We start from the raw sequence: 19916 nt of genomic DNA on the forward strand, positions 1-19916 counted from the left end.
CCCGGCGGTCTCAGGCCGGCGCCACCGTGGCCGACTGTTGCTCCGCCCCGTGGCCGGTTTTTACTCCGCCGTTGACAACACCACCAAGGGGAAGGTCTGGCTCGAGCCGGGAGAGACCGTTGAGGTTGACCTCGCTGAGGGCGAAGATGCGCCGGAGAACTGGTTCGAAAGCTCAGGCCTTCCTGAAAAAGGTGATGGCAAGCCGAGCGAGCGCGACGAGCTGAAGAAGCAGGCCGACGAACTCGGTCTTCAGTACGCCGGCAACATCTCGAACGTGAAGCTGAAAGAGCTGATCGACGCCAAGCTGGCCGAATGACCCATGACCCGGCGGGAAACCGCCGGGCACCCCTTCCAGAGGACGGAACATGGCCTATACCGCCCCGACCCCCACGACATTCAAGGCCCGCTATCCGGAGTTCGCGCCGGTCAGCGACGATCTCGTTCAACTGATGATCGACGACGCGATTGGCGAAGTCGGCGACACATGGATCGAGAAAGACCGATCTCGCGCGCAGATGCTCCTCGTCGCCCATTGGCTGACGATTGAGGGCGAGCCGGGCCGGTCCACAACCGGGCAGGGCTCCGCAGGCACTGGCCTCGTCAAGCGCCGCAAGGTCGGTGACGTTGAGGTGGAATTCGCGACCGCCGGCGGCTCATCGTCTGGTGGCAGTGCGACGTCCAGATACGCCCTCACATCGTACGGGCAAGAATACATGGCGCTGATGTGCCGCAACTTCCCGGCAGTCGCCGTGGTTTGAGGAGATGACAATGAAGGTCACCAACACCAGCCAGTCCCGCCAGGGCGTTCACACCACCGACGGTGTCGTTTTCATCCATCCGGGCCAGAGCCGCGACGTCGAGTTGACGGCCGCCGGTGAGAAATTTGTCGACGGTTCGGCTGATCTCGTCATCGATGGCCGCACCCGCAAGGGCTCAAAGGCCGATGGCGAACAGAAGACGGCCGACGAGTGAGCTTCACGGTCGAGGTCAAGCGCAAGAAGCGGATCGACCTCTCAAGGCTACAGACCAGCCTGCGCGGGCCCAAGAAGGTCAAGGTCGGCTTCCCGGCCGGCGAGGCGGACAGCGACAACATCCAGAAAGCAGTCTGGAACGAATTTGGCACGCGCGGCGGCGCATCCGGCGGCGGGTGGGGCGGCCCAGTTCCAGAACGTCCCTTCATGCGCAACGCAATGCGCGAGAACACCAGCAAATACCGCAACGGCATGCGGTCGTCCGCTGCGAAGATCCTGACCGGCAAGACGTCGATTACGGTCGTTCTGTCGAAGCTGGGCATCATGGCTCAAGGCGATGTGCAGCAGAGCATCACGTCGCTCTCATCGCCCGCGAACAGCCCGACGACAATTGCGCTCAAGGGCTCGAGCAACCCGCTTATTGACACCGGCGAGATGCGCGGCGCCGTGACCTGGAAGGTCTGGAACGGATGATCGACGTTGCCATTGCCATAGACGGGGAGGCCGTCAACGTAACGCGGGCGCGCCTGGTGGGCGGCGATCATAACGACGACGGCGACTGGATCGAAGGCGCGCCCGTCACGGCGACCATTCGCGCAGCCATCCAGCCGGTGAAAGGCAACCAGCTTATGGATATGCCCGAGGGGATTCGCACCGAAGCGGGGTGGATGTGCTGGAGCCGGTCTGACATCATCGTCGATGACACGATAACGGCGTCTGGCGTGTCCTACCGCGTGCTGTTTTCCTGGCCGCGCGCCGAGGGAGGGTTCTACCGCGCTGCGCTGGGGCGGCTCGCATGACGAACGACGAAGTCCACAGCGCCGTCGTCCGCTGGATCTGCGCGCGCACCAACGGCGTGAGAACGATCAAGAGCCACGAAGGCGGCAAGACGTACCCCGCCTATAACATGGTCAATTTCACCGGCGCGGAAGAACTTCGGCGCTGGCACCGCAAGATCGAGTTTACCGAGACCGACGAACTCAACTCCGCCGGCGAGAAGATCATTGAGGCCGCCCCGGTTATCGACATGGAATGGCGCTTCTCCGTTCATGCCTACGGGGAAAACCCGACCGACCGGCTTCGACCGATCCTTTCGGCAATAAAGCTCCCCCAGGTGATGGAGCCGCTGTTGCCGGGCCTGCTGGTGCATTCCGCGTCCCAGATCCGCAATGTGCCGGACTGGATCAATGAGAAATGGCAACCACGCGCTCAGATGGACCTTTTCGTCCGTGGTGTGACGCGTGACGCCCACGTTCTCGATGTCATCGACGAATACAGCTTCGACATCCGTCCGGCTGGCTAACCCCTGAAAACCCGAGAGAAAGGAAATCGCCATGGCGGTGATCCCTTATTCGCGAGTGGTGGATGTCACCCTCTCGCGCAATGACGCCTACCCGAGCCGCCGCGGTTTCGGTACGCAGCTCATCATCACCACGGAATCGGTGACCGGAAAGGTCGACCCGACCCACCGCACGAAGCTTTACGGCTCGATCGAGGAAGTCGGTGAAGACTGGGCGACGACGACCAGCGCCTACAAGGCCGCGCTGTCTGCGTTCTCGCAGAAGCGTCGGCCCCGCCAAATCAAAATCGGGCACGTCGTTGATGACGAGACGATGATCGACACTGAGCTTCAGGCGCAGCTCGATCTCCTCTATGCCGCTGACAGCGACTGGTACTTCTTGACGATCGCAGCCGACCTCCGCGACGTCGCCGCGCTTCCGGGCCTCCTCCCGTGGGTTCAGGCCAAGCCGAAGCTTGCCATCCTCGACAGCAACGACGTCGACACGGAAAATCCGGCCAGCACGACCCAGAGCATCGCATCGGCGAACAAGGGCAACTTCGACCGGACGGCGATCTTCTATCACACCGATGCATCGGCATATCCGGCGGCTTCGCTCGCCGCCTACATGCAGACGCGCGACTTCGATGAGGCAAACTCGGCATATACGGCCAAGTTCAAGGAGCTTCCCGGCGTGCCCGCCGTGAATATCGGCTCCGCTGCACTCACCGCCGTCACGGGCTTCACGCCCGGCGTCGGTCAGTCCGAAGCGGCCGGCCATATGGCCAACACCTATATCGACATCGGCAGCCGGAATTTCGTGGTCGAGGGCTCGACGTTGACGGCTAACGTCTTCCTGGATGAGATCCATGCGACGGACTGGATCATCGCCCGCACGGAAGAGGAGGCACTCGGCATCTTTCTCAACAATCCGCGCATCCGGTTCGATGACAGTGGCATGCAGATGCTCGCCGGCGCGGTTCGCACCGTCATGCAGCAAGCCACGCGCGCCGGCCTGGTTGCGCTCGACGTCGACGACGCCACCGGCGCATACGAGGCGGCCGTTCAAATCACCGTTCCGAGCGCCTTCGATGTGCCGGAAAGCCAGCGAAAGGCTCGTATCTCTCCCCCGATCGAATGCCGCTTCCGCGCCGCCGGCGCCGTCCACTACACGGTCGTTCGCTACCAGATGGCTTATTAAGGAGGCCTGATCCATGGGAACCACTTCCGCATATGGCTACGTCAATACCGCGAATACGGTAGACGGCCAGCTCGTCCAGGGCCTCTGGGACGGCGACGACGTGATCAGCATCGCGCCTCTCGGCGATAAAGGTACGATGCTCATCGGCGCCGACGGATCGGCTCTGTTCTCCGTCTCGGCGAACCGGGGCGCGACGATTACGCTCCGCCTGATGCACACCAGCCCAACCCATCGCCTGCTCATGCAGAAGCTGAAGCGTCAGCAGGCGCTGGCCTCGCCGTCGGCGGCATTCCCGGTAACCGCCTTCGACACCTCGAGCGGCGAGGGCGGCACGGGTGACAAGTGCTTCATCCAGAGCGCACCGACCGACAGCAAGGGCAGCAATGCGACCGTTCGTGAATGGGTTCTGGTGACCGGCGAATGGAACCCGGAGATCCCGAATGGCTGAGCGTAAAATTGCCGGCATGGAAGTCCGCGTCGATCGGCCCCTCGCGACCGAGGCGCTGAGGCTTCAAGCCCGCCTCATGCGCGCGGCCGGGGGCGCCGCCGACCAATTGCCCGAGATCCTCGGCGAGATGCGCGCCGCCCAGACCGACGAAGCCAAGCAGGCGATCGGCGTCAAGCTTATCGGCGTGCTGACCGACGTGTTCGACCGCCTTGATGCGGACGAATACGTGCGCCTCGTGGGCGATATCGTCGCAATGGCGAAGATCAAGCGGCCCTCCGGTCAGTACGACCGTATGGACCTCGACGGCGACCTGACGCTCAATCTCGGCGCCATCATCCCCGTCGCCGCCTTCGTCCTGAAAGAGGTGTTTGGGGATTTTTTCTCCGGCGCGCTGGCCAATGGCAACCGCGGGGCGATGGGAACGGCCTAACCTCGGCTCAAGTGGAGCGCATCGCGCCGAACCTCAACATGTGGCTCTGGCGGCCAATCGTCGCCGACCCACCCATATACACCCAGGCCGACCTACGCACTTGGGTAACGTTGCAGGACGTCATGGACGCCCATGAAGCCCTCGATTTGAAGGGCGCGATGCAGGAGAAGGCGAACAAGCCTTGATCAGGCGTGTTCGTTAGGTAGGGTAGTGCCCCAAAACCATGGAGGGGCGCGATGTTCGGTTGGCTTCGTAGAGTTTTTACGTCGCGGCCAGTCGTCTTCGATGAGGTCAAGAGGTCAATCTCCCTCGACATTTCCGGTGACCCTGACTTTGACGATTATGCACCTCCTCGTGAGCGGCTGGAGGTCCGACTACGGGGCAGCAACCTAGTATCCCCGGAGGCAAAGGAGTTCATCGTAAAAAATGCGACGATGCACATCCGGAAGGGTGGAAGCAGCAGCGGGTTCATGAAGTTGCTGAAGTCAGCTTTGCCGGATGAATCTGCGGATTCAGTCGCCGAGGCGGCGAGGTTGCTTCGGTTGGAGGAGCATAGATGTCGCACTCTCCATAACCTTCGCAGAATGGAAGAGGCGGATGTTACGCATTGCACTCTCAGTTCTGCGGGGGATGAACGGGACACGTCTTTCGAAAAGAAAATGAACGGGAAGAGGATGACTCTTTCGCAAGCAAGAAACCTTACGCTTGAACGATCTGACGACTTTCCTCGCAGCGTTTTCCGCGGTGAAGTGAAATTCTAAACCGATTGTTCAATCGCACTTTGAACCTCGAACCACGCAAGGCCGCTCGAACGTCCCGGCCCAGATGCCGGCGCCGGCCGCATCTGCCTGGCGCTGCTCCTCGGCATATCGGCCCTTGCTGTATTTCGGCCAATCGATGGCATAGCCGTTCGTCACAAGCCAACGGTTCACGTCAGTCCCATCGGCCCGGGTGCAGACGGCAACGATCCTGTCCCGGTCGCGCCCGGTCTTGTGGCAAGACACTGGGCGGGACTCGGCTAGGAACGCGTCGAGAGCGTCAGCCGACACCTTGCCGCATCGATATGACTGTCCTGAGGCGTCCGTGCAGCGCTGGCGGCTTTCGGGCGCGTCGATCCCATCGAACCGGATGCGGGTGCCCTGGATGTCGATCGTGTCGCCGTCGATGACGGAGGCGCGGCCGACGATCTCAGTGGCCATCGCCGGGATAGGCAATGAGGTAAGGGCGACCAGGATCAACCGAGCGAGCATTCACTCTTCCCCAGTTCGGTCATTTCATCCCTCGCAAGTGCTGCGGCATCAAGGATGCGAATGATGACTAGATCACCTTTGGGCATTCCGGCCTCGCTGAGCAGTAGACACATGTAGTCGGCCAAGCCGTCGCGACGTGAGCCGTCATCTCGAACCGAAACCCACAGCGATATCCGCTGAGGAAACATGGCCTCGACCACGACCTTCTCTTTCCGGATCAGGTCAATTGCTTTGTCCCGCCACGCGTCATCCGCCGCAACGCTCAGCGGCAAGAGCAGCGAAAGCGCAAGAATTCCGATTCTCTTCATAGGTTCCTCCAGAAGGTGAGCGCCTATGGTTAGGCCCATCAAGGATTTCAATCAATGATCACTGACGAGCTGGTCGCTATTCTCGGATACGAGATCCGCGGTCAAGACAAGCTGCGGGCTTTTACGCAGTCGATCGACGATGCGGCGCGCCGGCTGACAACCTTTGCCGTGGCGGCCGCGACGGTCGCTGCGGGAGCGGCTGCCGCACTTGGCAAGTCCGTCATTGATACCACTGCGAAATTCGAGAGCTTCCAGGCCACGCTCGAAACCGTCGAGGGGAGCGCCGACAAGGCTCGAGCCTCACTCGACTGGATCAGCGAGTTTGCGAAGCGCACACCCTATGAGGTCGAGGAACTGACGAGCGCCTTCGTCAAGCTTCGCGCATATGGCATGGATCCGACGAACGGCCTGATGGAGGATCTCGGGAATGCCTCGTCGGCTATGGGCAAGTCCCTGATCGATGCCGTAGAGATGATTGCGGATGCTTCCACCGGCGAGTTTGAGCGGCTGAAGGAGTTCGGTATCCGCGCGAGCCAAGCCGGCAATCAGGTGACGTTTTCCTGGACGGAAAACGGAAAGACGCTCACCAAAACCGTGAAGAAAAACGGCGAGGAAATCACGAAGTTCATCCAGGAGCGTTTTGGCGCGCGCTTCAACGGCGCGATGATGCGCCAGTCGAAGACCTGGAACGGTATGATGTCGAACCTGTCCGACACATGGACCGATTTTCAGCGAAAGATCGGCGAAGCCGGCTTCTTCGATGCCGTAAAGGGGCAGCTTGGTAGGGTTCTCGACTTTCTCGCCCAACTCGAGCTTGATGGGACGCTCGCCCGCTGGGCCAAGTCGTGGTCGAGTGCGTTTATCTGGATCACCGATGCCATCGCGCGCTTCGGATGGCGCCTCGCCGCCCACTGGGGGACGATCGCCGAGTTGATCGAGGAGCATAAGGGCGTCTGGGAAGGCCTAAAATGGGTCCTCCTCGGTATCGGTGTGCGCCTCTTCCCGCTCATTTCGCTGTTCGGTGCCCTCGCTCTGGCGATCGACGATTGGCTGACGTTCATGCGAGGCGGGGAATCCGTTATCGGTGACTTTGCCGACGCGCTTTCCGAAATGCTCGGCGCTGACCCTGACGCTGTTGCCTCGGCGATTACGACAATCGGAACTGCGGCCCTTGGGCTTGTTGGAGCCGCCGCAGTGATGGGCTCGTTTACGGCGGCTGTCTGGCCCCTTGCTGCGGCGCTCGCCGCGTTCGCAGGGGCCTTCTACCTCGCGAAATCTGGTTTCGATTACCTCGCGAACTTGGATGCGGAAGGTTCGAAGATCAAGGCGGTTGAAAACCCGCGCTCGAAGCCGGGATATGTCGAAAAGGGGCATGGCTACGACGAAAAGGGCGAGTTCATCTACATGGACGGCAATCGGCGCATTGACCGACCGGATGAGAACCCGACGGCCGGGTTTACCAAGGACGCGCTGGACTACAAATTCCTCCTTCAGAACCTTGAGGAGAACAGGGCAAAAATGGAGGGTGACGCCGCCGCGGCGAATGTCAGCAACACGCTCAATGACAGTCGAAACCAGAGCACGACGGTAAATGTCGGTGGAGTGACGGTCCAAGGCGTCCAAAACGTCACTGGCGCGGTAGGCGGTGCGGTCGGCAATGCGGTTGGCCAGGCTGCGGCTCGGGCCGGCGCGTCCCGTTTCGAGAAGGATGACCAGCTATGAGCGCCATCGCCTTCTCGCGCCTCATCGGCCCTATCCCGGTCGATTGCGTGATCTCGGAAAAGCACGAGAGCGATATCGAGATCACGGAAATCCCGATCGAGAGCGGGGCGAGAATCACGGATCATGCATTCGTGCTGCCGAAGCGCGTCGTGCTAGACATTGCCAACGACAACGCCGCTGCGGCCTATAACGCATTCGTCGCGTTCCAGAGCACCAGGGTCCCGTTTCAGCTCGTCACGGGGCTCTCGCTCTATCGGAACATGCTGATCAAGCGGCTCACCGCCGACCGGGACAAGGATTCGGCGCGCATCCTTCGCTGCACGGTGGAGCTTCAAGAGATCATCATCGTCAGCACCGGCTATACGACCGACACCAGCGGCCGGACGAGCGGCCGGACGAGCGGAGAGCCGGGCGGCAAGGACAGCACCCGGTCCACGCGCCTCAGCAAGGAACTTTCCGGCGACACGACGACCGGTGACCGCGTTACGGAGACCATCCAGCGCGGGGATACCGGTTTCGACAACGTGACCACCAGTGACGACACCTCGTACCTCAAGACCATGCTTGGCGGCTAACCCATGAACGTCTTCAAGATCATCGATGAGGCGGATCAGCAGTTTTCCGCTGTGATGAACAATCGCCGGGTGACGCTTCGTCTCCGCTACAACAAGGTCGTGGACCGGTGGATGCTGGACCTCTCGATCGATGATGTGCCGGTTCTGAACGGCCGGCGGGTGGTGGCTGGGCTCGATCTGCTCCGTGGTTTCGGCTTCGGCGTCGGCGCGATCGTGGCTTTCTCGCCGTCGGGTGCCGCCCCGGACCGCTCCGCTCTGCCGCTCGGCACAGTGAAGCTCTATCAGGTCTCGGCGGAAGAGATGAAGGCGGCTGCCTGACATGCGCCAATACCTGAAGAAGGTCCGCGGAATTTTCAACGGCGGGCTGACCATCAATCCGGGCGGCATCGCTGTGCACGAGATGAAAATCGCCTTCGACATCGTCAAGGATATCTCGAGCTCGGCGAACACGGCCACCATCGAAATCTGGAACCTGTCGGAGAGCCACAGGAACAGCGTCGGCAAAGAACTGGACGAAATCACCCTGGAGGCCGGCTATATGCCGCCGGAAGGGGGCGGCAACGTCGGCATCCTCTTCAAGGGCGCCATACGCGACGTCGAGCACAAGCGCCAGGGCGCCGATATCGTCACCCGCATCTCCTGCGGTGACGGCGACAAGGCGATCCGCAAGGCCAAGCTCTCCAAGAGCTATCCCAAGGGCACGCCGGTAAAGGACGTCGTCGAAGACCTCTACAAGGAGTTGGAGAAGGAAGGCGTCAAGCGCGGGGAGTGGAAATTCCCCGATGACATGAAGCAGGAATTCAAGCGACCCTATGCGACCTGCACCCGGTGCTATCGGGAACTCGACACGATCGGGCGCGGCCACGGCTTCTACTGGAACCTCCAGAACCAGACGATGGAGATCATTCCTGGAGACGGATACGTCGGCCAGGTCGTGCTGATCGCGCCAGAAACGGGCATGATCGACACGCCGGCCATCACTGACAATGGGGTGCGGGTCTCCTGCCTCCTCAATCCGGAGATCCGGCCGAACCGCCGCGTGCAGGTGCGGTCGGGCATCATCGATATGAATGCTGACGGCGGCATGTACCGCGTCAGCCAAGCCAGCTACCGCGGCGACAACTTCGACGGTGACTTCTCGGTCGAGGTCGTGGGTGAGTCCGTCAGGGGCGGCAAAGTGGACGAGGGAAAGCGCTAATGGTCGGTCTGCTCGGCAAGGTCACCAATCAGTCCCGCGACGTCGTCGGCAGCAGGGCGCAGTCAGAAGTGAGCGCGATCTGGGGCGAGATCCCCGGCAAGATCGTTTCCTTCAATGCCAAGACCCAGACGGCGACCATCCAGCCGCTCTACAAGCCGAAGTTCGACGGAGAATCCGTCGACATGCCCCAGCTCTACGAGGTGCCGGTGCGCTTCCAGCGCGTGGGTGGATTCGTCATCACCACACCAATCAAGCCCGGCGACAAGGTTACGCTCCGGCCGCAGATGCGCAGCAGCGAGAATTACCACGGCGGCGAGGACTATGAGGCGTCCGATGCGCGGACCTTCTCCCTGGCCGACTATGAGGCGTTCCTTGACGGCGGTGAGGCCCTGACCGATCCGATCCCGAACTTCAACAGCGAGAACATGGAAATTCGGTCGGCCGACGGCAAGTTCGCGATCGAAATGAGCGAAGACGGCAAGTTTCGGATCCGCGGGGCCGAGGGCAACATCTACGATCTCCTCGCGCAGGTCGTCGAGCTGTTGGGCGCCGAAACGGCGACCGTCTCCGGTGGCTCATCGAAAGGCATTTGGCCGCTGACGCATCAGGCACAATTCGCCGAGATCGCCGGCAAGCTGCGGGGAATGGCGCTATGAGCAGGCTCGGCCTCGCGATCGACCAGGCGACAAATGATCTCTTCCTTCGCGCCGACAAGAGCCTCGCGGTCGTGACAGACGCGGAAGCCGTCGGCCAGCACACCCGCCAGCGTCTCCAGACCTATGAGCGGGAATGGTTCCTCGACACGACGGCCGGCGTGCCGTGGCTCGATCAGATCCTCGGCAAGGCCTACGACCCGGCGCTGGCCGAGGCGGTGGTGAAGGCGGAAATCCTCGACACGGATCAGGTTACCGGCATTGAGGGCTTCTCCGTTTCGTTCGACCGCGGAACCCGGCGCCTCAACATCCGATCCATCGAAGTCATGACGGCCTATCAGGAGGTGGTACAGGTATGAGCGGAGTAACGGCCACCGGTTACGTCATCAAGACGCCGCAGGAGATCCTTGCGAGCCTGGAGGATAAGGCCGAAACGGTGTTCGGCCCGGGCGTGATCATGACGGCGCAATCGCCGCTGGGCCAGATCCTCGGCCTTATCACGGACTTCGCGACGGAAATGGAAGAGCGCAACCTCGCCATCTACCAGTCCTATGACCCGACGCAGGCCGAGGGCGCCAACCTCAACCGGATCGGCAATATCCGGGCCTTGTCGCGCGGTTCGCTCTCCGATGCCGGTTTTGCCCGCGTCATCACCAACCAGCAGAACAGCGCGGTCCGCATGTCCGACCGCATCCAGGCGGTGATGGCCGTGGATGGCGTTTCGTGGGTAGCGGTGCGGGAGAACAGCGCGCAGTTTTCGGACTCGTCCGGCATCCCGCCCCACACCATCGCGTTCGCGGTGATCGGCGGGAATGATGCCGACGTGGCCGAAGCGATCTATGAGAACACCGTGCCCGGCATCGGGCTTTACGGCATGACGTCCGTCCCGGTGACGATCGGCGGCTACTGCCGGCAGATCAATTTCATCCGCCCCGCTGACGTGCCCGTGTTCGTGGACCTGACGGTGCGCCTCGTGCCTGATGTCTGCACCTGTGGTCTGACCTCGCCGCAAGAGGTGGTGGATTATCTCGACGCCGCGGCGAACGGCGATTGCGGTCTCATCAACGGCGATCTGGTCGATCAGGCGAAGATTGAGGCGCTGCTGGGCACGATCGGCGGGCTCTCGGTTACGCGCGCGCTCGTCGGCATCGATGCGAACGACCTGACGGCCGACGGGCTGCAATTCGACGTCCTTTCACGCCCGGTCATCGTGGCCAAGAACATCAACGTGCGGTTCTCCTGATGATCGACAAGGCGGCGATGGAAGAGGAGCGGATCGACCGCGTCCTCACCCAGTATCGTGAAAGCTCGAACCTCCTTGGCTTGATCCGGGCCGCGCTGTCGGAATTGGCTGATGTGGCCGAGCGCGGTGACGCTATCCAGTCGGCGTTCGATATCGACACGTCCACCGGCGATCAGCTTACGATGATCGGCAAGTGGCTGGGCTGGCCGCGCACGCATTGCCAGGGCAGCAGGGCCAAGGTCTTCGGCTTCGCATGTGAGGACGACGACTGCAGCGTTGGCTATCCCGTTCTCGGCTTTTGCGAGGGCGCCCGATTTGCGTGCGACGGCGCGCTCTACGAGGAATACACGTTCGCCGACGATGCGCTCTACAGGCGGTATCTGAAGGCGAGGGCGGTTGCCATCAACTCCGCCCAGACCAACGATTACAGGCGCGAAAGCCTCGTTTTGGCGGCAAGCGCGCTTCTTGCCTCGGAATGTGTGATCGTGAAGGAGCGGCGAGGGGAGATCATCCTTTGCCTCACCAGATTTTTCACCTCGGCTGAGCTGCAGATCCTGCACCTTGCGGAGCAAGTCCTGCCGATCGCGCCGGGCGTCAAACTGACATGGGCGCACTGCGACGGCGCAATCTTCGGCTTCGGTGATGGATGGGGTGAAATGTGCACCTCATCATTCTACTCGATCATCAAGGATCCGCTGGAGCGGACTCCCAAATCCGGCATCTTCGGCTTCGGCTCCGCATGGTCCGGCTTCTGCAATGGCCGCTTCTATTCCGGCGATCCGGCCGACATCGAAACCCTCTGAAACCTCGAAATTTTAGGTGAGAACATGACTCTGCCGTTCCCGCAGAAATGGGCGAACGCGTCGACCGATCGGCGCACGCCCTCGACCGAAGAAAACGCGAACGGTTGGGCTTGCGGCGCAGCCGACCCTGACCTGTTCGACTACCTGTTCTACGTCGAGCAGGACGCGATCAATAAGCTGGCCAGGCAGATCGAGTATGCCGCCGTCGAACTCGGTATGACCTATTCGCCGGACGACGAGACGATTCTCGACGACGTCCTGAAGACCTATAAGGACATCATTTCCGAAGATCGGGTCATCAACGTCCCGGGCGATTTCACCGACCCGGCCGACGCGATGGACTACCTGTCGCGGTTCCGAATCTCGAACGATGCCACGGTGATCGTGAACATCGCCGAGGGCACCTACAATATCGGAACGAAGGTCATTTCCGGCCACCCCGACGGCCTGCGTATCAAGATCATGGGGCCGGCACTGCCCTCTGGCATGGTGACAGAGCCGAGCTTCTCGGTAACCGGCTCCGGCGTCGGCAACATCTCGACCGACCGCATCGTCAATGCCGCGATGCTTCGAACCCGCTTCAAGGTTGTCATCGAATCCACGAACGGAGCGGTTGACACCGGCACAAGCGATATCACGCTCGAGAACATCGCCTTCATCGGCCTGGGCTCGAATGACGGCATCAAGACCTCCGGTGGCCACATCAGGGCGACCAACGTCGCGGTGCACAACTATCTCAATGGCTGGCTGGTGGACCGTGGCGGCATCATCTACGCGCCGGGCTGCACCGCCTCGGGCTGCACCGCCTCGGGCTGGAACGTCACGAACAACGGGACGATCGTCAACAGCGGTGGCGTAGCGTCGGGCAACGCCGATGCTGGTTACACCGCGTCGATCGGCGGCACGGTCATCGCGGACGTATCGACGGCCAAGGGCAACGGCGGGTCTGGGTCAGGGGGGTATTTCGTCTCCCTTTCCGGCATCATTCAGGCCCGCGCATCTGTCTCCAAGAACAATGAGGGCTCCGGCTACCTCATCACCAATGACGGCTTCATCCAGGCCCGCGAAAGCCAGTCCAACAACAACAAGGTCTACGGCTACTCGGTCTTCAATGGCGGGCGCCTGAATGCGGCGGAAAGCAATTCCGGCAGCAACACGTCCGGCGATTATCGCTGCTCGAACTTCGGGGCGATGACGATCACAGGCTATGCCGGCTCCGCTTCGGCGTCTCCGACCGTGAATACCGTCGGCAACGGCAACTGCTACATCAAGAACTAAGGGCAAGCCCATGAAAATCGTGATGAATGAAGCCGGCGCGATTGTCGGCCGGCATGTCGATGCTGCGACGATCGACGCGACGCTCTACAGCGCGTGGGGCTCGGTTCTGGTCGGCATCGTTCCGGACGGAGTGATCGGGCAGGACAGCCTCGGCCGGGACATCCTTTCCGGCTCTGCAATCGACGTTGCACGCGATCTGGCCAAGCAGATGACGCGCGAGGACGTCGCCCACAAGATGGCCGATCTGCGGGAAGACTATCCGCAGGAGGAGCGCGACACCTGGCCGTCGAAGCTCGTCGAGGCGAACGCCATCATCGCCGGCGGCGCGGTCGAAGATACGATCTACATCGCGGCCATGGCGGAGGCGACAGGGTCCAAGCCTGAGACCATCGCGAAAACCGTGATCAAGAAGGCGAAGACCTACGCCACGAAACTGGCCGAGGCCGAGGCCTTCCGATCCGACCGCTATGCCGCGATCGACAAGGCCCGAAACATCAAGGCGGTGATCGCTGCCGTCGGTGGCTGATCATGGCGTCCTGCACCAATTTCCTCTCCCTGCCGTTCCAGTCGAGGCAGGGGCGGGCGCTCGATCGCACCACAGCCCCGCTGCCCGACGGCGCGGTTGCCATGTTCAGTTTTGGCGCTCGGCTCTACATCATCAAGGGCCGGTCCTTCAATAACGCGGACCTCGCCGTCACGGTGCGCTGGGGCGACGAAACGGTCTACTTGGCCTTCGCCGACGGTATCGACACGCGCGGCGGAGACATTCGCCTCGATCTTCCTCCCGGCATCTATGACCTCGTCAAGGTCGATCCGTTCGGCGGCGAGATCCAAACCAACGTCATCGTCAAGGATGGCGCTTCCCTCATCCCGCGCTCCGGCCAGCCGTTCGTTCAGATCGTCTATGCCTTCCCCGCCGGCCAACTCACCACCGAGGAACTGGAGGACTTCATCGTGCCTCTCAATGTGCAAGCCGACTGGTCCGTCACGGACCCGTTGTCGGCCGCTTACGTCCAGAACAAGCCGAACTTCATTACGAACGACGACCTTAATCTCATCCTGGAAACCACGATCGGCCCGATCATCGACGAAGCGGTTGAGGAGCAGTTGACACCAGTCGTCGCGAGTGTCGCCGGTGCGGTCGAAGCCGCCGAAGATGCCGCTGCCGCAGCCAATGCAGCCGCAGGCTCGGTCACAGATCAGGTGCGCGGCGCACTCTACTTCACACGCTGGATTGCGGGGTAAATCATGGCCATCTCAACTCCCAAAACCTTCGGGATCGAACTGACGACCTCCGCGCAGCGCATCATGGCTGACGTGGTTCCTGTCGGGAAGGTTCGACACTTCACGATGGTGCAGTGCACGAGCATCGATGCATCGAACGATGCGCTGGCAACCGTGCGTTGGCTTGACGCTTCAAATAGCAATGCGGCCAATCCGCTGCTGTCTCAGGCGACGGTGACGGCCAAGGATGTAATCCCGGCGATCGTCGGGGCGTTTTCACTTGAGGCTGGCGATGACTTCGAGGCGCTGGCGTCGGCTGCTGGCGACATCCATGTGACCACCGTCTATTACGATGAGGATGTTGTCTAATGCCTCGTATTCGACACATCGGCGGGCATGGGTCGATTTTGACGGCGAAGGGTGGGAAGGGCGCCGCCTATGAGGGGGCGGCGTGGACGCCAAGGGCCTTGATCCCGCGATTCAATGTTTTTGGCGTCGTGAACAACGCTCGCGGGATCTGCGTGAAGCCCGACGGAACACGGTTTTACGTGCTGCTCTCGACTGACGACACGATACACGAGTTTCGGCTCGCCAAGAAATGGCGCGTCGATAGCGCGGTATACGTCGGTAGTGCTGTCCTTGGGACGATGGGGACGGCGGTCAACCTAGCGTTCAAGCCAGACGGGACTGCTGTCTATGTGACGGATAGTGTTGCTTCCGCCGCAATTAGGCAATACTCGCTTTCTACACCATGGGACCTTTCGACCCTTTCCTACGTAGGCGTGAAACTCGTCAACTCTCAATCCACTTCTCCGGGGGGCATGGCGTTCAAGCCAGACGGAACGAAGCTTATGCTTCAAGGTGGGTCGAACATCTATGAGTACACGCTTTCGACGCCATGGCTCGTCTCAACGGCGACCTATGTCGGAAGTTCCGGATTCCTATCTCCTGGGTATTCGGTTGCTCTAAGCCCGGACGGAACACGTCTCTTCCATGACCGCGGCGCGAACGGCACAATCGCTGACTACACCCTTGGAAATCCATGGTCGGTCGGCGGGACCAACACGGCCAATAATCCTGTCTTGAGTGTCGGCGGAATCCAATCGTTCTTTTATCGTGAGGACGGCAAGGCGCTCTACGCGATGGATATAAACGGCTACCTCAACCAGTTCGGAGGCGTCTGATGCTCTACACCCGCAACGGCTCCTACCCGGCCGCTCTGCCGGCCTCCATCACGCTCTCCAATGGCTTCATCCGCACCGATCCGTCGAGCTTCACGGTCGATGAGATCGCAGATGCGGGCTATGTCGAGGCGCCGGCGCAGCCCGACTACGATCCGGCAACGGAGCAATTGGGATGGGACGGCGAGGTTTGGACGGTGACGACTTTGCCTCCGCCCACCGAAGAACAGGTCGACGCCGAGCGAGACCGCCGCATCGCGGCCGGGTTCAGCTTCGGCGGGGTGATCTACCAATCCCGCCCAGAGGACCGCGAGAACATCATGGGCGCTTCAACAGCGGCGCTCGGCGCCATGATGCAGGGGGCGCAGGCTGGCGACTATCGTTGGCATGGCGGCGACAGCGACTTCGTGTGGATCGCGGCGGACAACTCCATCCATCCGATGGATGCACAGACCGTCTATGCTTTCGGCCTTGCCGCCATGGAGCACAAGACGGCGCATATCTTCGCGGCCCGCGCGATCAAGGACGCGGACCCGATCCCGTTCGATTTCACCGACAACGGATACTGGCCTTAAATGTACAGAGACCCGGGAGCGCCTCGTGTCGCTCAACCGGGTCCGTGCCAGATCGATCTTGGGGGAACATCCAGCCGCCTCAAAATGGCTGGGATGTCTTAAAATATCGTAGGTTGCCATCATGATTTTTCGCATCCTTGCGGCGGCCTTGTGCTGCCTGCTTCTTGCCGCCTGCGCGACGGATGGTGAGGGGCACTTGCTCACCAACGCCGTCGTCATCACCGATCACCAGAGGGGCGCCCGATGAAGTACAGGACCTATGGCAAACTTCGCTGGTTCAGCGAGTGGAAGGTGGACCGGAGCAACTTCGGCCATGCGCTTGAGGCGTTCATCTTCGCCCTGGCGCTGACCGGGATCACGGTCATAGTCTCCCGCTACACGCCGGCGCAGGCGTTCCTTTTCTGGACCGGCATCATGCTGGCCAATTACTGGGGCCGTGAGAAGCGCGACTGCGAGACCGGGATGGATATGCCGGCCGGCTCGCCCAAGGCCTGGCTGTTCATGTGGTGGCGGCCGAAGAACATCCTGGACATGGCCGGACCGATCCTCGTGCATGCCATTGCGTGGGCCATCTACCTCGACCCGTAAAATTCCTCTCCGAAAGGACACACCATGACTGCAACGCTTTCGCTTGCGCTGCTGGAGCGCGCCTATGGCCGTGCCTTCACCAGTGCCCAGCGCACCAATGCCCAAAGCGTCATCGACGCCCTGACAACCTACGGAGACCGCTTCGGCCTTCTCCAGCCGCATCGCCTCGTCCAGTATCTGGCTCAGCTCATGCATGAGAGTGGCGGTTTCGCCTATGACCGTGAACTTTGGGGGCCGACGAAAGCCCAGAAGGGCTATGAGGGCCGCAAGGATCTCGGCAATATCCACAAGGGAGACGGGTCGAAGTACCGTGGCCGCGGGCCGATCCAGGTCACCGGACGGGCGAACTACCGGGAGTTCAGCAAGTGGGCGAAAACGATCGACCCGGGCGCTCCTAATTTCGAGACCGCCCCCGACAAGATCAATTCCGATCCATGGGAAGCTCTCTCGCCGATCTGGTATTGGTCCACACGGGATCTGAACCGCTACGCCGACCGTGGCGATATCGAGAACGTGACGCGGACCATCAATGGCGGCTTGAACGGCTATGCCGATCGGCTCCGCTACTACGACCGCCTTGCGCTCGCCTTCCTCGGCTACGGCATGAACGACATGCCGAAATTCCAGAAGGCGGCCGGCCTCAAAGACACGTCCGGCACCTCCGGGCCGCTGACCCGCGCCGCGCTGCATTCGGCTCTTCTGAAGCTCACCGCACCGCAGCGCCTTTCTGCCGATGTTGCGACGGCGCCCGTGGTGGAAGAGGTCGCCGTTGAGGTCAAGGTGCCGGTGCAGGTTGACAAGCCCGTCGTTCCCGTCGCGGTCGATAAGCAGGTCAAGAGCAAGGCCGACCGCATGGGCTGGCTCGCCGGCATCGGTGGCACGATCGGCACCAGCCTGACCGGTTTGCTCGGCGCGAACTGGCAGACCGTCCTTGCGTTCGGCGGCGTGGCGCTGGCGGCGCTCATCATCGTGATCCTGCTGCGCCACCAACTTGTGGCGGCGGTGAAGGATATCCGCGGGGAGGTCGAAGCATGATCGGCCTCCTCGATGCCGCCAAGATTGCCGGCGGCATTGCTCTTGGCGCAATGATCGCCACGCCGGCCGCACACTACCTCGGCAAGCGCGAGGGCCGCCAGGAGGCTGCTGTTGCCGCCCTCGAAGCGGCCGTGAAGGACTTCACCACGAAAGGAAAGATCAATGGTCAGGTGTCTTCTGCTGACGCTGCCTCTCTGTGCGCTGATCTGGGGTTGCCAGTCGACGAAACCAACGAGTGCATGCGCCGGCTTCGAGAAGCTTCGACCGAGCCTTGAGACGTCGGTGACCATCTTGCGAAGCGATCGGCCTTTCGCCAACCAGGTCGCGGCGCACAATCGCTTTGGGTCGCAGAAAGGCTGCTGGGAATGAGCCCACCTGAAATCGACGCGGCAGTGCACCGCCAGCTGGGCGAGCTCGTCGCCGGTATGCACGGCCTGCAGGACGCGATCCGTCGGATGGAAGAGGCCAGCCGGCGATCGGAAGACAAGTCGGAAGCCAGCCGGGCCGTCGTTCACCGCCGCCTTGACGAGGTGGTCGACCGGGTGGGCAAGGTCGAAACATCAATCGTCACGGTAAAGGAAGACGTGACGGAAATGAAGCCGGTGACGGATGAGGTGAGGAGGTGGAAGCTCATGGGGATGGGGGCGCTCGCAGTCACCGGCGTTGCTGCTATGGCCCTCGGCGTGACGTTCAGCGAGGCGCTGAAACGGATCGGGATGGCGCTACTCGGGAAAGGGTGATGACGACAGGGACATTGACCGAATGGATCGTCAGCGCTTATGCTCAGCGCCGTAAGGTCTCAATCTTCTGTAACGCCCCGCGCCCTTCTGGGTTGCGGGGCTTTTTTCGGTTTATGGCCTGACAAACACATCCGCTTCGTCGGCGGCGATAAGGAATGCCTTTCGGGCCTCTTCCGGGTCCGCAGCGCCTTCCATGACGGCGAGGCACAGGGTCTTGGCGGCAACAAATGCCTCGCCTTCGTCCACCGGCCATTCCTCAATCAGGACACGAGCAGCTTCCGCGGCGCTCGATATCATCCTGTAGCGCCCGAGCGTGAGCGTCTCGATAGTGACGGGAGGATCCCAATAGCCGCGGTTCATTGCGCCGGCGCCGGATCGTCTGCGGGGTCGGGGTCTTCCGCATAGGCCATGGCCTGGTTGTCGACGACGCTTCTCATGGCGGCAAACACCACGTCCGGCGACCACCCTGACTGAATAAGCTGGTCGATAAAATCCCGCACCGGTATGTCGATCATGCTTTCACAGTCGATCTGGGCGTCCGGATGATCCATCGGCTTGTTGGGAGACTGGATAACGGGTTGCATGCTGGCTCCTCCATTGCTGTAGCGGCAACGCTGGACTGGGCGGTCTGTTCCCTGGCTAGCCTCGCAGCCAGAGCGGCAACCCATCCTCATCCAGCGGCCCGATACGCTGAGCGACCAGCGCCGGCCTCGGCCCGCTGCGCGCCAGCCCCTCATCGTACCAGTCTTCGACGGCCTTCGCTGCTTCCCAAGCTTCATGCTTCCGGCCGTTGTGGGGCATTGGCCCTTGGAAGCCGGGCCACTCCGAACACCCTCCCGACCACAAGAACATGCCCCGCTTCAGGCTGGTCCGGTCTCGCGATACGCGACCGATATAGAGGCCGTCATGAAAGGCGCTCCAGTCTTCCTTCTCCTCGGGCCAGGTTTGGACCCAGCGGTATTTTCGCTTCCATGTGCGTTCGGACATGGGGGAGGAGATGATGCGGGGAGGGAAATTCGTCAAGAAAGTCATTCTGAACGCGCGGAATTGTTCAGTGTTTTCAATGGCCGTAAAGCCGCGCAAATCCGGTCGATCCGTCCCGATTTTCAGAACGCTCGTTGATATCATTAAATTATGATGGGATTTGCAGTCCTCTGCGTCACCACTCCGCCACGAGGCCATCCGTTTTGCTATAAAGCGTGTGGTGCCGGGCG

At 61.6% G+C, this 19916-nt stretch carries 33 protein-coding genes; 28 read left to right on the top strand and 5 right to left on the bottom strand.

All coding sequences use genetic code 11. The features are described from left to right. The 9 genes from AKG11_RS10250 to AKG11_RS10290 form a co-directional block, all read left to right on the top strand. Positions 1-316: hypothetical protein (locus AKG11_RS10250; RefSeq protein ID WP_197283969.1), on the top strand; the 316-nt coding region annotated here is incomplete at its 5' end. A 49-nt stretch (positions 317-365) separates the two neighbouring features. Further along, positions 366-758, top strand: coding sequence for a DUF4054 domain-containing protein (locus AKG11_RS10255; RefSeq protein WP_050743823.1), 393 nt, complete (start codon positions 366-368; stop codon positions 756-758). Between the two features lie 10 nt (positions 759-768). Beyond that, positions 769-972 (top strand): hypothetical protein, encoded by a 204-nt coding sequence (locus AKG11_RS10260; protein WP_050743824.1) that lies wholly within the window; start codon positions 769-771, stop codon positions 970-972. Continuing rightward, positions 969-1445 (top strand): hypothetical protein, encoded by a 477-nt coding sequence (locus tag AKG11_RS10265; protein ID WP_050743825.1) that lies wholly within the window; start codon positions 969-971, stop codon positions 1443-1445. Before AKG11_RS10260 ends, AKG11_RS10265 begins: the two co-directional genes overlap by 4 nt. Continuing rightward, complete coding sequence (locus AKG11_RS10270; RefSeq protein WP_050743826.1) at positions 1442-1771, top strand: hypothetical protein; 330 nt, start codon at positions 1442-1444, stop codon at positions 1769-1771. Before AKG11_RS10265 ends, AKG11_RS10270 begins: the two co-directional genes overlap by 4 nt. Next, positions 1768-2274 carry a phage neck terminator protein gene (locus AKG11_RS10275; RefSeq protein ID WP_050743827.1) on the top strand — a complete coding sequence of 169 codons (507 nt, stop codon included), beginning with the start codon at positions 1768-1770 and terminating at the stop codon, positions 2272-2274. Before AKG11_RS10270 ends, AKG11_RS10275 begins: the two co-directional genes overlap by 4 nt. 31 nt (positions 2275-2305) lie before the next feature. Beyond that, a complete protein-coding gene (locus AKG11_RS10280) occupies positions 2306-3451 on the top strand; it encodes a DUF3383 family protein (protein ID WP_050743828.1) in 1146 nt (381 codons plus the stop codon). 13 nt (positions 3452-3464) lie between these two features. Beyond that, entirely contained in the window at positions 3465-3899 is a 435-nt protein-coding gene (locus AKG11_RS10285; RefSeq protein WP_050743829.1) for a phage structural protein, read from the top strand. Continuing rightward, complete coding sequence (locus tag AKG11_RS10290; protein WP_050743830.1) at positions 3892-4329, top strand: phage tail assembly chaperone; 438 nt, start codon at positions 3892-3894, stop codon at positions 4327-4329. The genes AKG11_RS10285 and AKG11_RS10290 overlap by 8 nt, the downstream gene beginning before the upstream one ends. 770 nt (positions 4330-5099) lie before the next feature. Here the strand turns inward: AKG11_RS10290 and AKG11_RS10300 are convergent. Together AKG11_RS10300 and AKG11_RS10305 are read right to left on the bottom strand one after the other, a co-directional pair. After that, a complete protein-coding gene (locus AKG11_RS10300) occupies positions 5100-5579 on the bottom strand; it encodes a thermonuclease family protein (RefSeq protein WP_050743832.1) in 480 nt (159 codons plus the stop codon). Continuing rightward, positions 5564-5887 carry a hypothetical protein gene (locus tag AKG11_RS10305; RefSeq protein WP_156334080.1) on the bottom strand — a complete coding sequence of 108 codons (324 nt, stop codon included), beginning with the start codon at positions 5885-5887 and terminating at the stop codon, positions 5564-5566. Before AKG11_RS10305 ends, AKG11_RS10300 begins: the two co-directional genes overlap by 16 nt. A 54-nt stretch (positions 5888-5941) precedes the next feature. On the opposite strand from AKG11_RS10305, the gene AKG11_RS10310 reads away from it, so the two are divergent. The 19 genes from AKG11_RS10310 to AKG11_RS10395 all read left to right on the top strand — a co-directional run bounded on the left by AKG11_RS10310 (position 5942) and on the right by AKG11_RS10395 (position 18702). Next, positions 5942-7609, top strand: a complete 1668-nt coding sequence (locus AKG11_RS10310) for a tape measure protein (protein ID WP_050743834.1) — start codon at positions 5942-5944, stop codon at positions 7607-7609. After that, positions 7606-8184 carry a phage baseplate protein gene (locus AKG11_RS10315; protein WP_050743835.1) on the top strand — a complete coding sequence of 193 codons (579 nt, stop codon included), beginning with the start codon at positions 7606-7608 and terminating at the stop codon, positions 8182-8184. The genes AKG11_RS10310 and AKG11_RS10315 overlap by 4 nt, the downstream gene beginning before the upstream one ends. Positions 8185-8187: 3 nt before the next feature. Beyond that, positions 8188-8502 carry a phage baseplate plug family protein gene (locus AKG11_RS10320; RefSeq protein ID WP_050743836.1) on the top strand — a complete coding sequence of 105 codons (315 nt, stop codon included), beginning with the start codon at positions 8188-8190 and terminating at the stop codon, positions 8500-8502. Position 8503: 1 nt separating this feature from the next. Beyond that, entirely contained in the window at positions 8504-9382 is an 879-nt protein-coding gene (locus AKG11_RS10325) for a phage protein (RefSeq protein ID WP_050743837.1), read from the top strand. Next, positions 9382-10038: a Gp138 family membrane-puncturing spike protein gene (locus tag AKG11_RS10330; protein WP_050743838.1), complete on the top strand. Its 657-nt coding sequence runs from the start codon at positions 9382-9384 to the stop codon at positions 10036-10038. Before AKG11_RS10325 ends, AKG11_RS10330 begins: the two co-directional genes overlap by 1 nt. Further along, the gene (locus AKG11_RS10335; protein WP_050743839.1) at positions 10035-10394 is read left to right on the top strand and encodes a contractile injection system sheath initiator; all 360 of its coding nucleotides are present in this window, start codon (positions 10035-10037) and stop codon (positions 10392-10394) included. Before AKG11_RS10330 ends, AKG11_RS10335 begins: the two co-directional genes overlap by 4 nt. Then, the gene (locus AKG11_RS10340) at positions 10391-11278 is read left to right on the top strand and encodes a hypothetical protein (protein ID WP_050743840.1); all 888 of its coding nucleotides are present in this window, start codon (positions 10391-10393) and stop codon (positions 11276-11278) included. The genes AKG11_RS10335 and AKG11_RS10340 overlap by 4 nt, the downstream gene beginning before the upstream one ends. Continuing rightward, positions 11278-12081 carry a baseplate wedge 1 family protein gene (locus AKG11_RS10345; RefSeq protein WP_050743841.1) on the top strand — a complete coding sequence of 268 codons (804 nt, stop codon included), beginning with the start codon at positions 11278-11280 and terminating at the stop codon, positions 12079-12081. Before AKG11_RS10340 ends, AKG11_RS10345 begins: the two co-directional genes overlap by 1 nt. Positions 12082-12105: 24 nt before the next feature. Further along, positions 12106-13359 carry a hypothetical protein gene (locus AKG11_RS10350; RefSeq protein ID WP_050743842.1) on the top strand — a complete coding sequence of 418 codons (1254 nt, stop codon included), beginning with the start codon at positions 12106-12108 and terminating at the stop codon, positions 13357-13359. Between the two features lie 10 nt (positions 13360-13369). Beyond that, on the top strand, positions 13370-13885 hold the full coding sequence (locus tag AKG11_RS10355; RefSeq protein WP_156334081.1) for a hypothetical protein: 516 nt from the start codon (positions 13370-13372) through the stop codon (positions 13883-13885). A gap of 2 nt (positions 13886-13887) precedes the next feature. Further along, positions 13888-14604 (top strand): hypothetical protein, encoded by a 717-nt coding sequence (locus AKG11_RS10360; RefSeq protein WP_050743844.1) that lies wholly within the window; start codon positions 13888-13890, stop codon positions 14602-14604. 3 nt (positions 14605-14607) lie between these two features. Beyond that, a complete protein-coding gene (locus AKG11_RS10365) occupies positions 14608-14952 on the top strand; it encodes a hypothetical protein (RefSeq protein WP_050743845.1) in 345 nt (114 codons plus the stop codon). Then, complete coding sequence (locus AKG11_RS10370; protein WP_050743846.1) at positions 14952-15767, top strand: YncE family protein; 816 nt, start codon at positions 14952-14954, stop codon at positions 15765-15767. The genes AKG11_RS10365 and AKG11_RS10370 overlap by 1 nt, the downstream gene beginning before the upstream one ends. After that, positions 15767-16339 carry a DUF4376 domain-containing protein gene (locus AKG11_RS10375; RefSeq protein ID WP_050743847.1) on the top strand — a complete coding sequence of 191 codons (573 nt, stop codon included), beginning with the start codon at positions 15767-15769 and terminating at the stop codon, positions 16337-16339. Before AKG11_RS10370 ends, AKG11_RS10375 begins: the two co-directional genes overlap by 1 nt. 121 nt (positions 16340-16460) lie before the next feature. Continuing rightward, a complete protein-coding gene (locus tag AKG11_RS35695) occupies positions 16461-16586 on the top strand; it encodes a hypothetical protein (protein WP_256364421.1) in 126 nt (41 codons plus the stop codon). After that, positions 16583-16927 carry a hypothetical protein gene (locus AKG11_RS10380; protein WP_050743848.1) on the top strand — a complete coding sequence of 115 codons (345 nt, stop codon included), beginning with the start codon at positions 16583-16585 and terminating at the stop codon, positions 16925-16927. The genes AKG11_RS35695 and AKG11_RS10380 overlap by 4 nt, the downstream gene beginning before the upstream one ends. A gap of 24 nt (positions 16928-16951) precedes the next feature. Then, on the top strand, positions 16952-17962 hold the full coding sequence (locus tag AKG11_RS10385) for a glycoside hydrolase family 19 protein (RefSeq protein WP_050743849.1): 1011 nt from the start codon (positions 16952-16954) through the stop codon (positions 17960-17962). Continuing rightward, positions 17959-18237 (top strand): hypothetical protein, encoded by a 279-nt coding sequence (locus AKG11_RS34525; RefSeq protein WP_050743850.1) that lies wholly within the window; start codon positions 17959-17961, stop codon positions 18235-18237. The genes AKG11_RS10385 and AKG11_RS34525 overlap by 4 nt, the downstream gene beginning before the upstream one ends. A gap of 90 nt (positions 18238-18327) precedes the next feature. Continuing rightward, the gene (locus tag AKG11_RS10395) at positions 18328-18702 is read left to right on the top strand and encodes a DUF1515 family protein (protein ID WP_050743851.1); all 375 of its coding nucleotides are present in this window, start codon (positions 18328-18330) and stop codon (positions 18700-18702) included. 111 nt (positions 18703-18813) lie between these two features. Here AKG11_RS10395 and AKG11_RS10400 read toward each other — a convergent pair whose 3' ends face one another. From AKG11_RS10400 to AKG11_RS10410, 3 genes are read right to left on the bottom strand one after another with little or no spacing between them, the layout of a single operon-like run. Then, positions 18814-19062 carry a DUF982 domain-containing protein gene (locus AKG11_RS10400; protein ID WP_050743852.1) on the bottom strand — a complete coding sequence of 83 codons (249 nt, stop codon included), beginning with the start codon at positions 19060-19062 and terminating at the stop codon, positions 18814-18816. Continuing rightward, a complete protein-coding gene (locus tag AKG11_RS10405; RefSeq protein WP_050743853.1) occupies positions 19059-19286 on the bottom strand; it encodes a hypothetical protein in 228 nt (75 codons plus the stop codon). The genes AKG11_RS10400 and AKG11_RS10405 overlap by 4 nt, the downstream gene beginning before the upstream one ends. A 55-nt stretch (positions 19287-19341) precedes the next feature. Continuing rightward, the gene (locus AKG11_RS10410; protein ID WP_156334082.1) at positions 19342-19785 is read right to left on the bottom strand and encodes a hypothetical protein; all 444 of its coding nucleotides are present in this window, start codon (positions 19783-19785) and stop codon (positions 19342-19344) included. Positions 19786-19916 lie beyond the last annotated feature (131 nt).

Source organism: Shinella sp. SUS2, assembly GCF_001262505.1.
Lineage (GTDB): Bacteria > Pseudomonadota > Alphaproteobacteria > Rhizobiales > Rhizobiaceae > Shinella.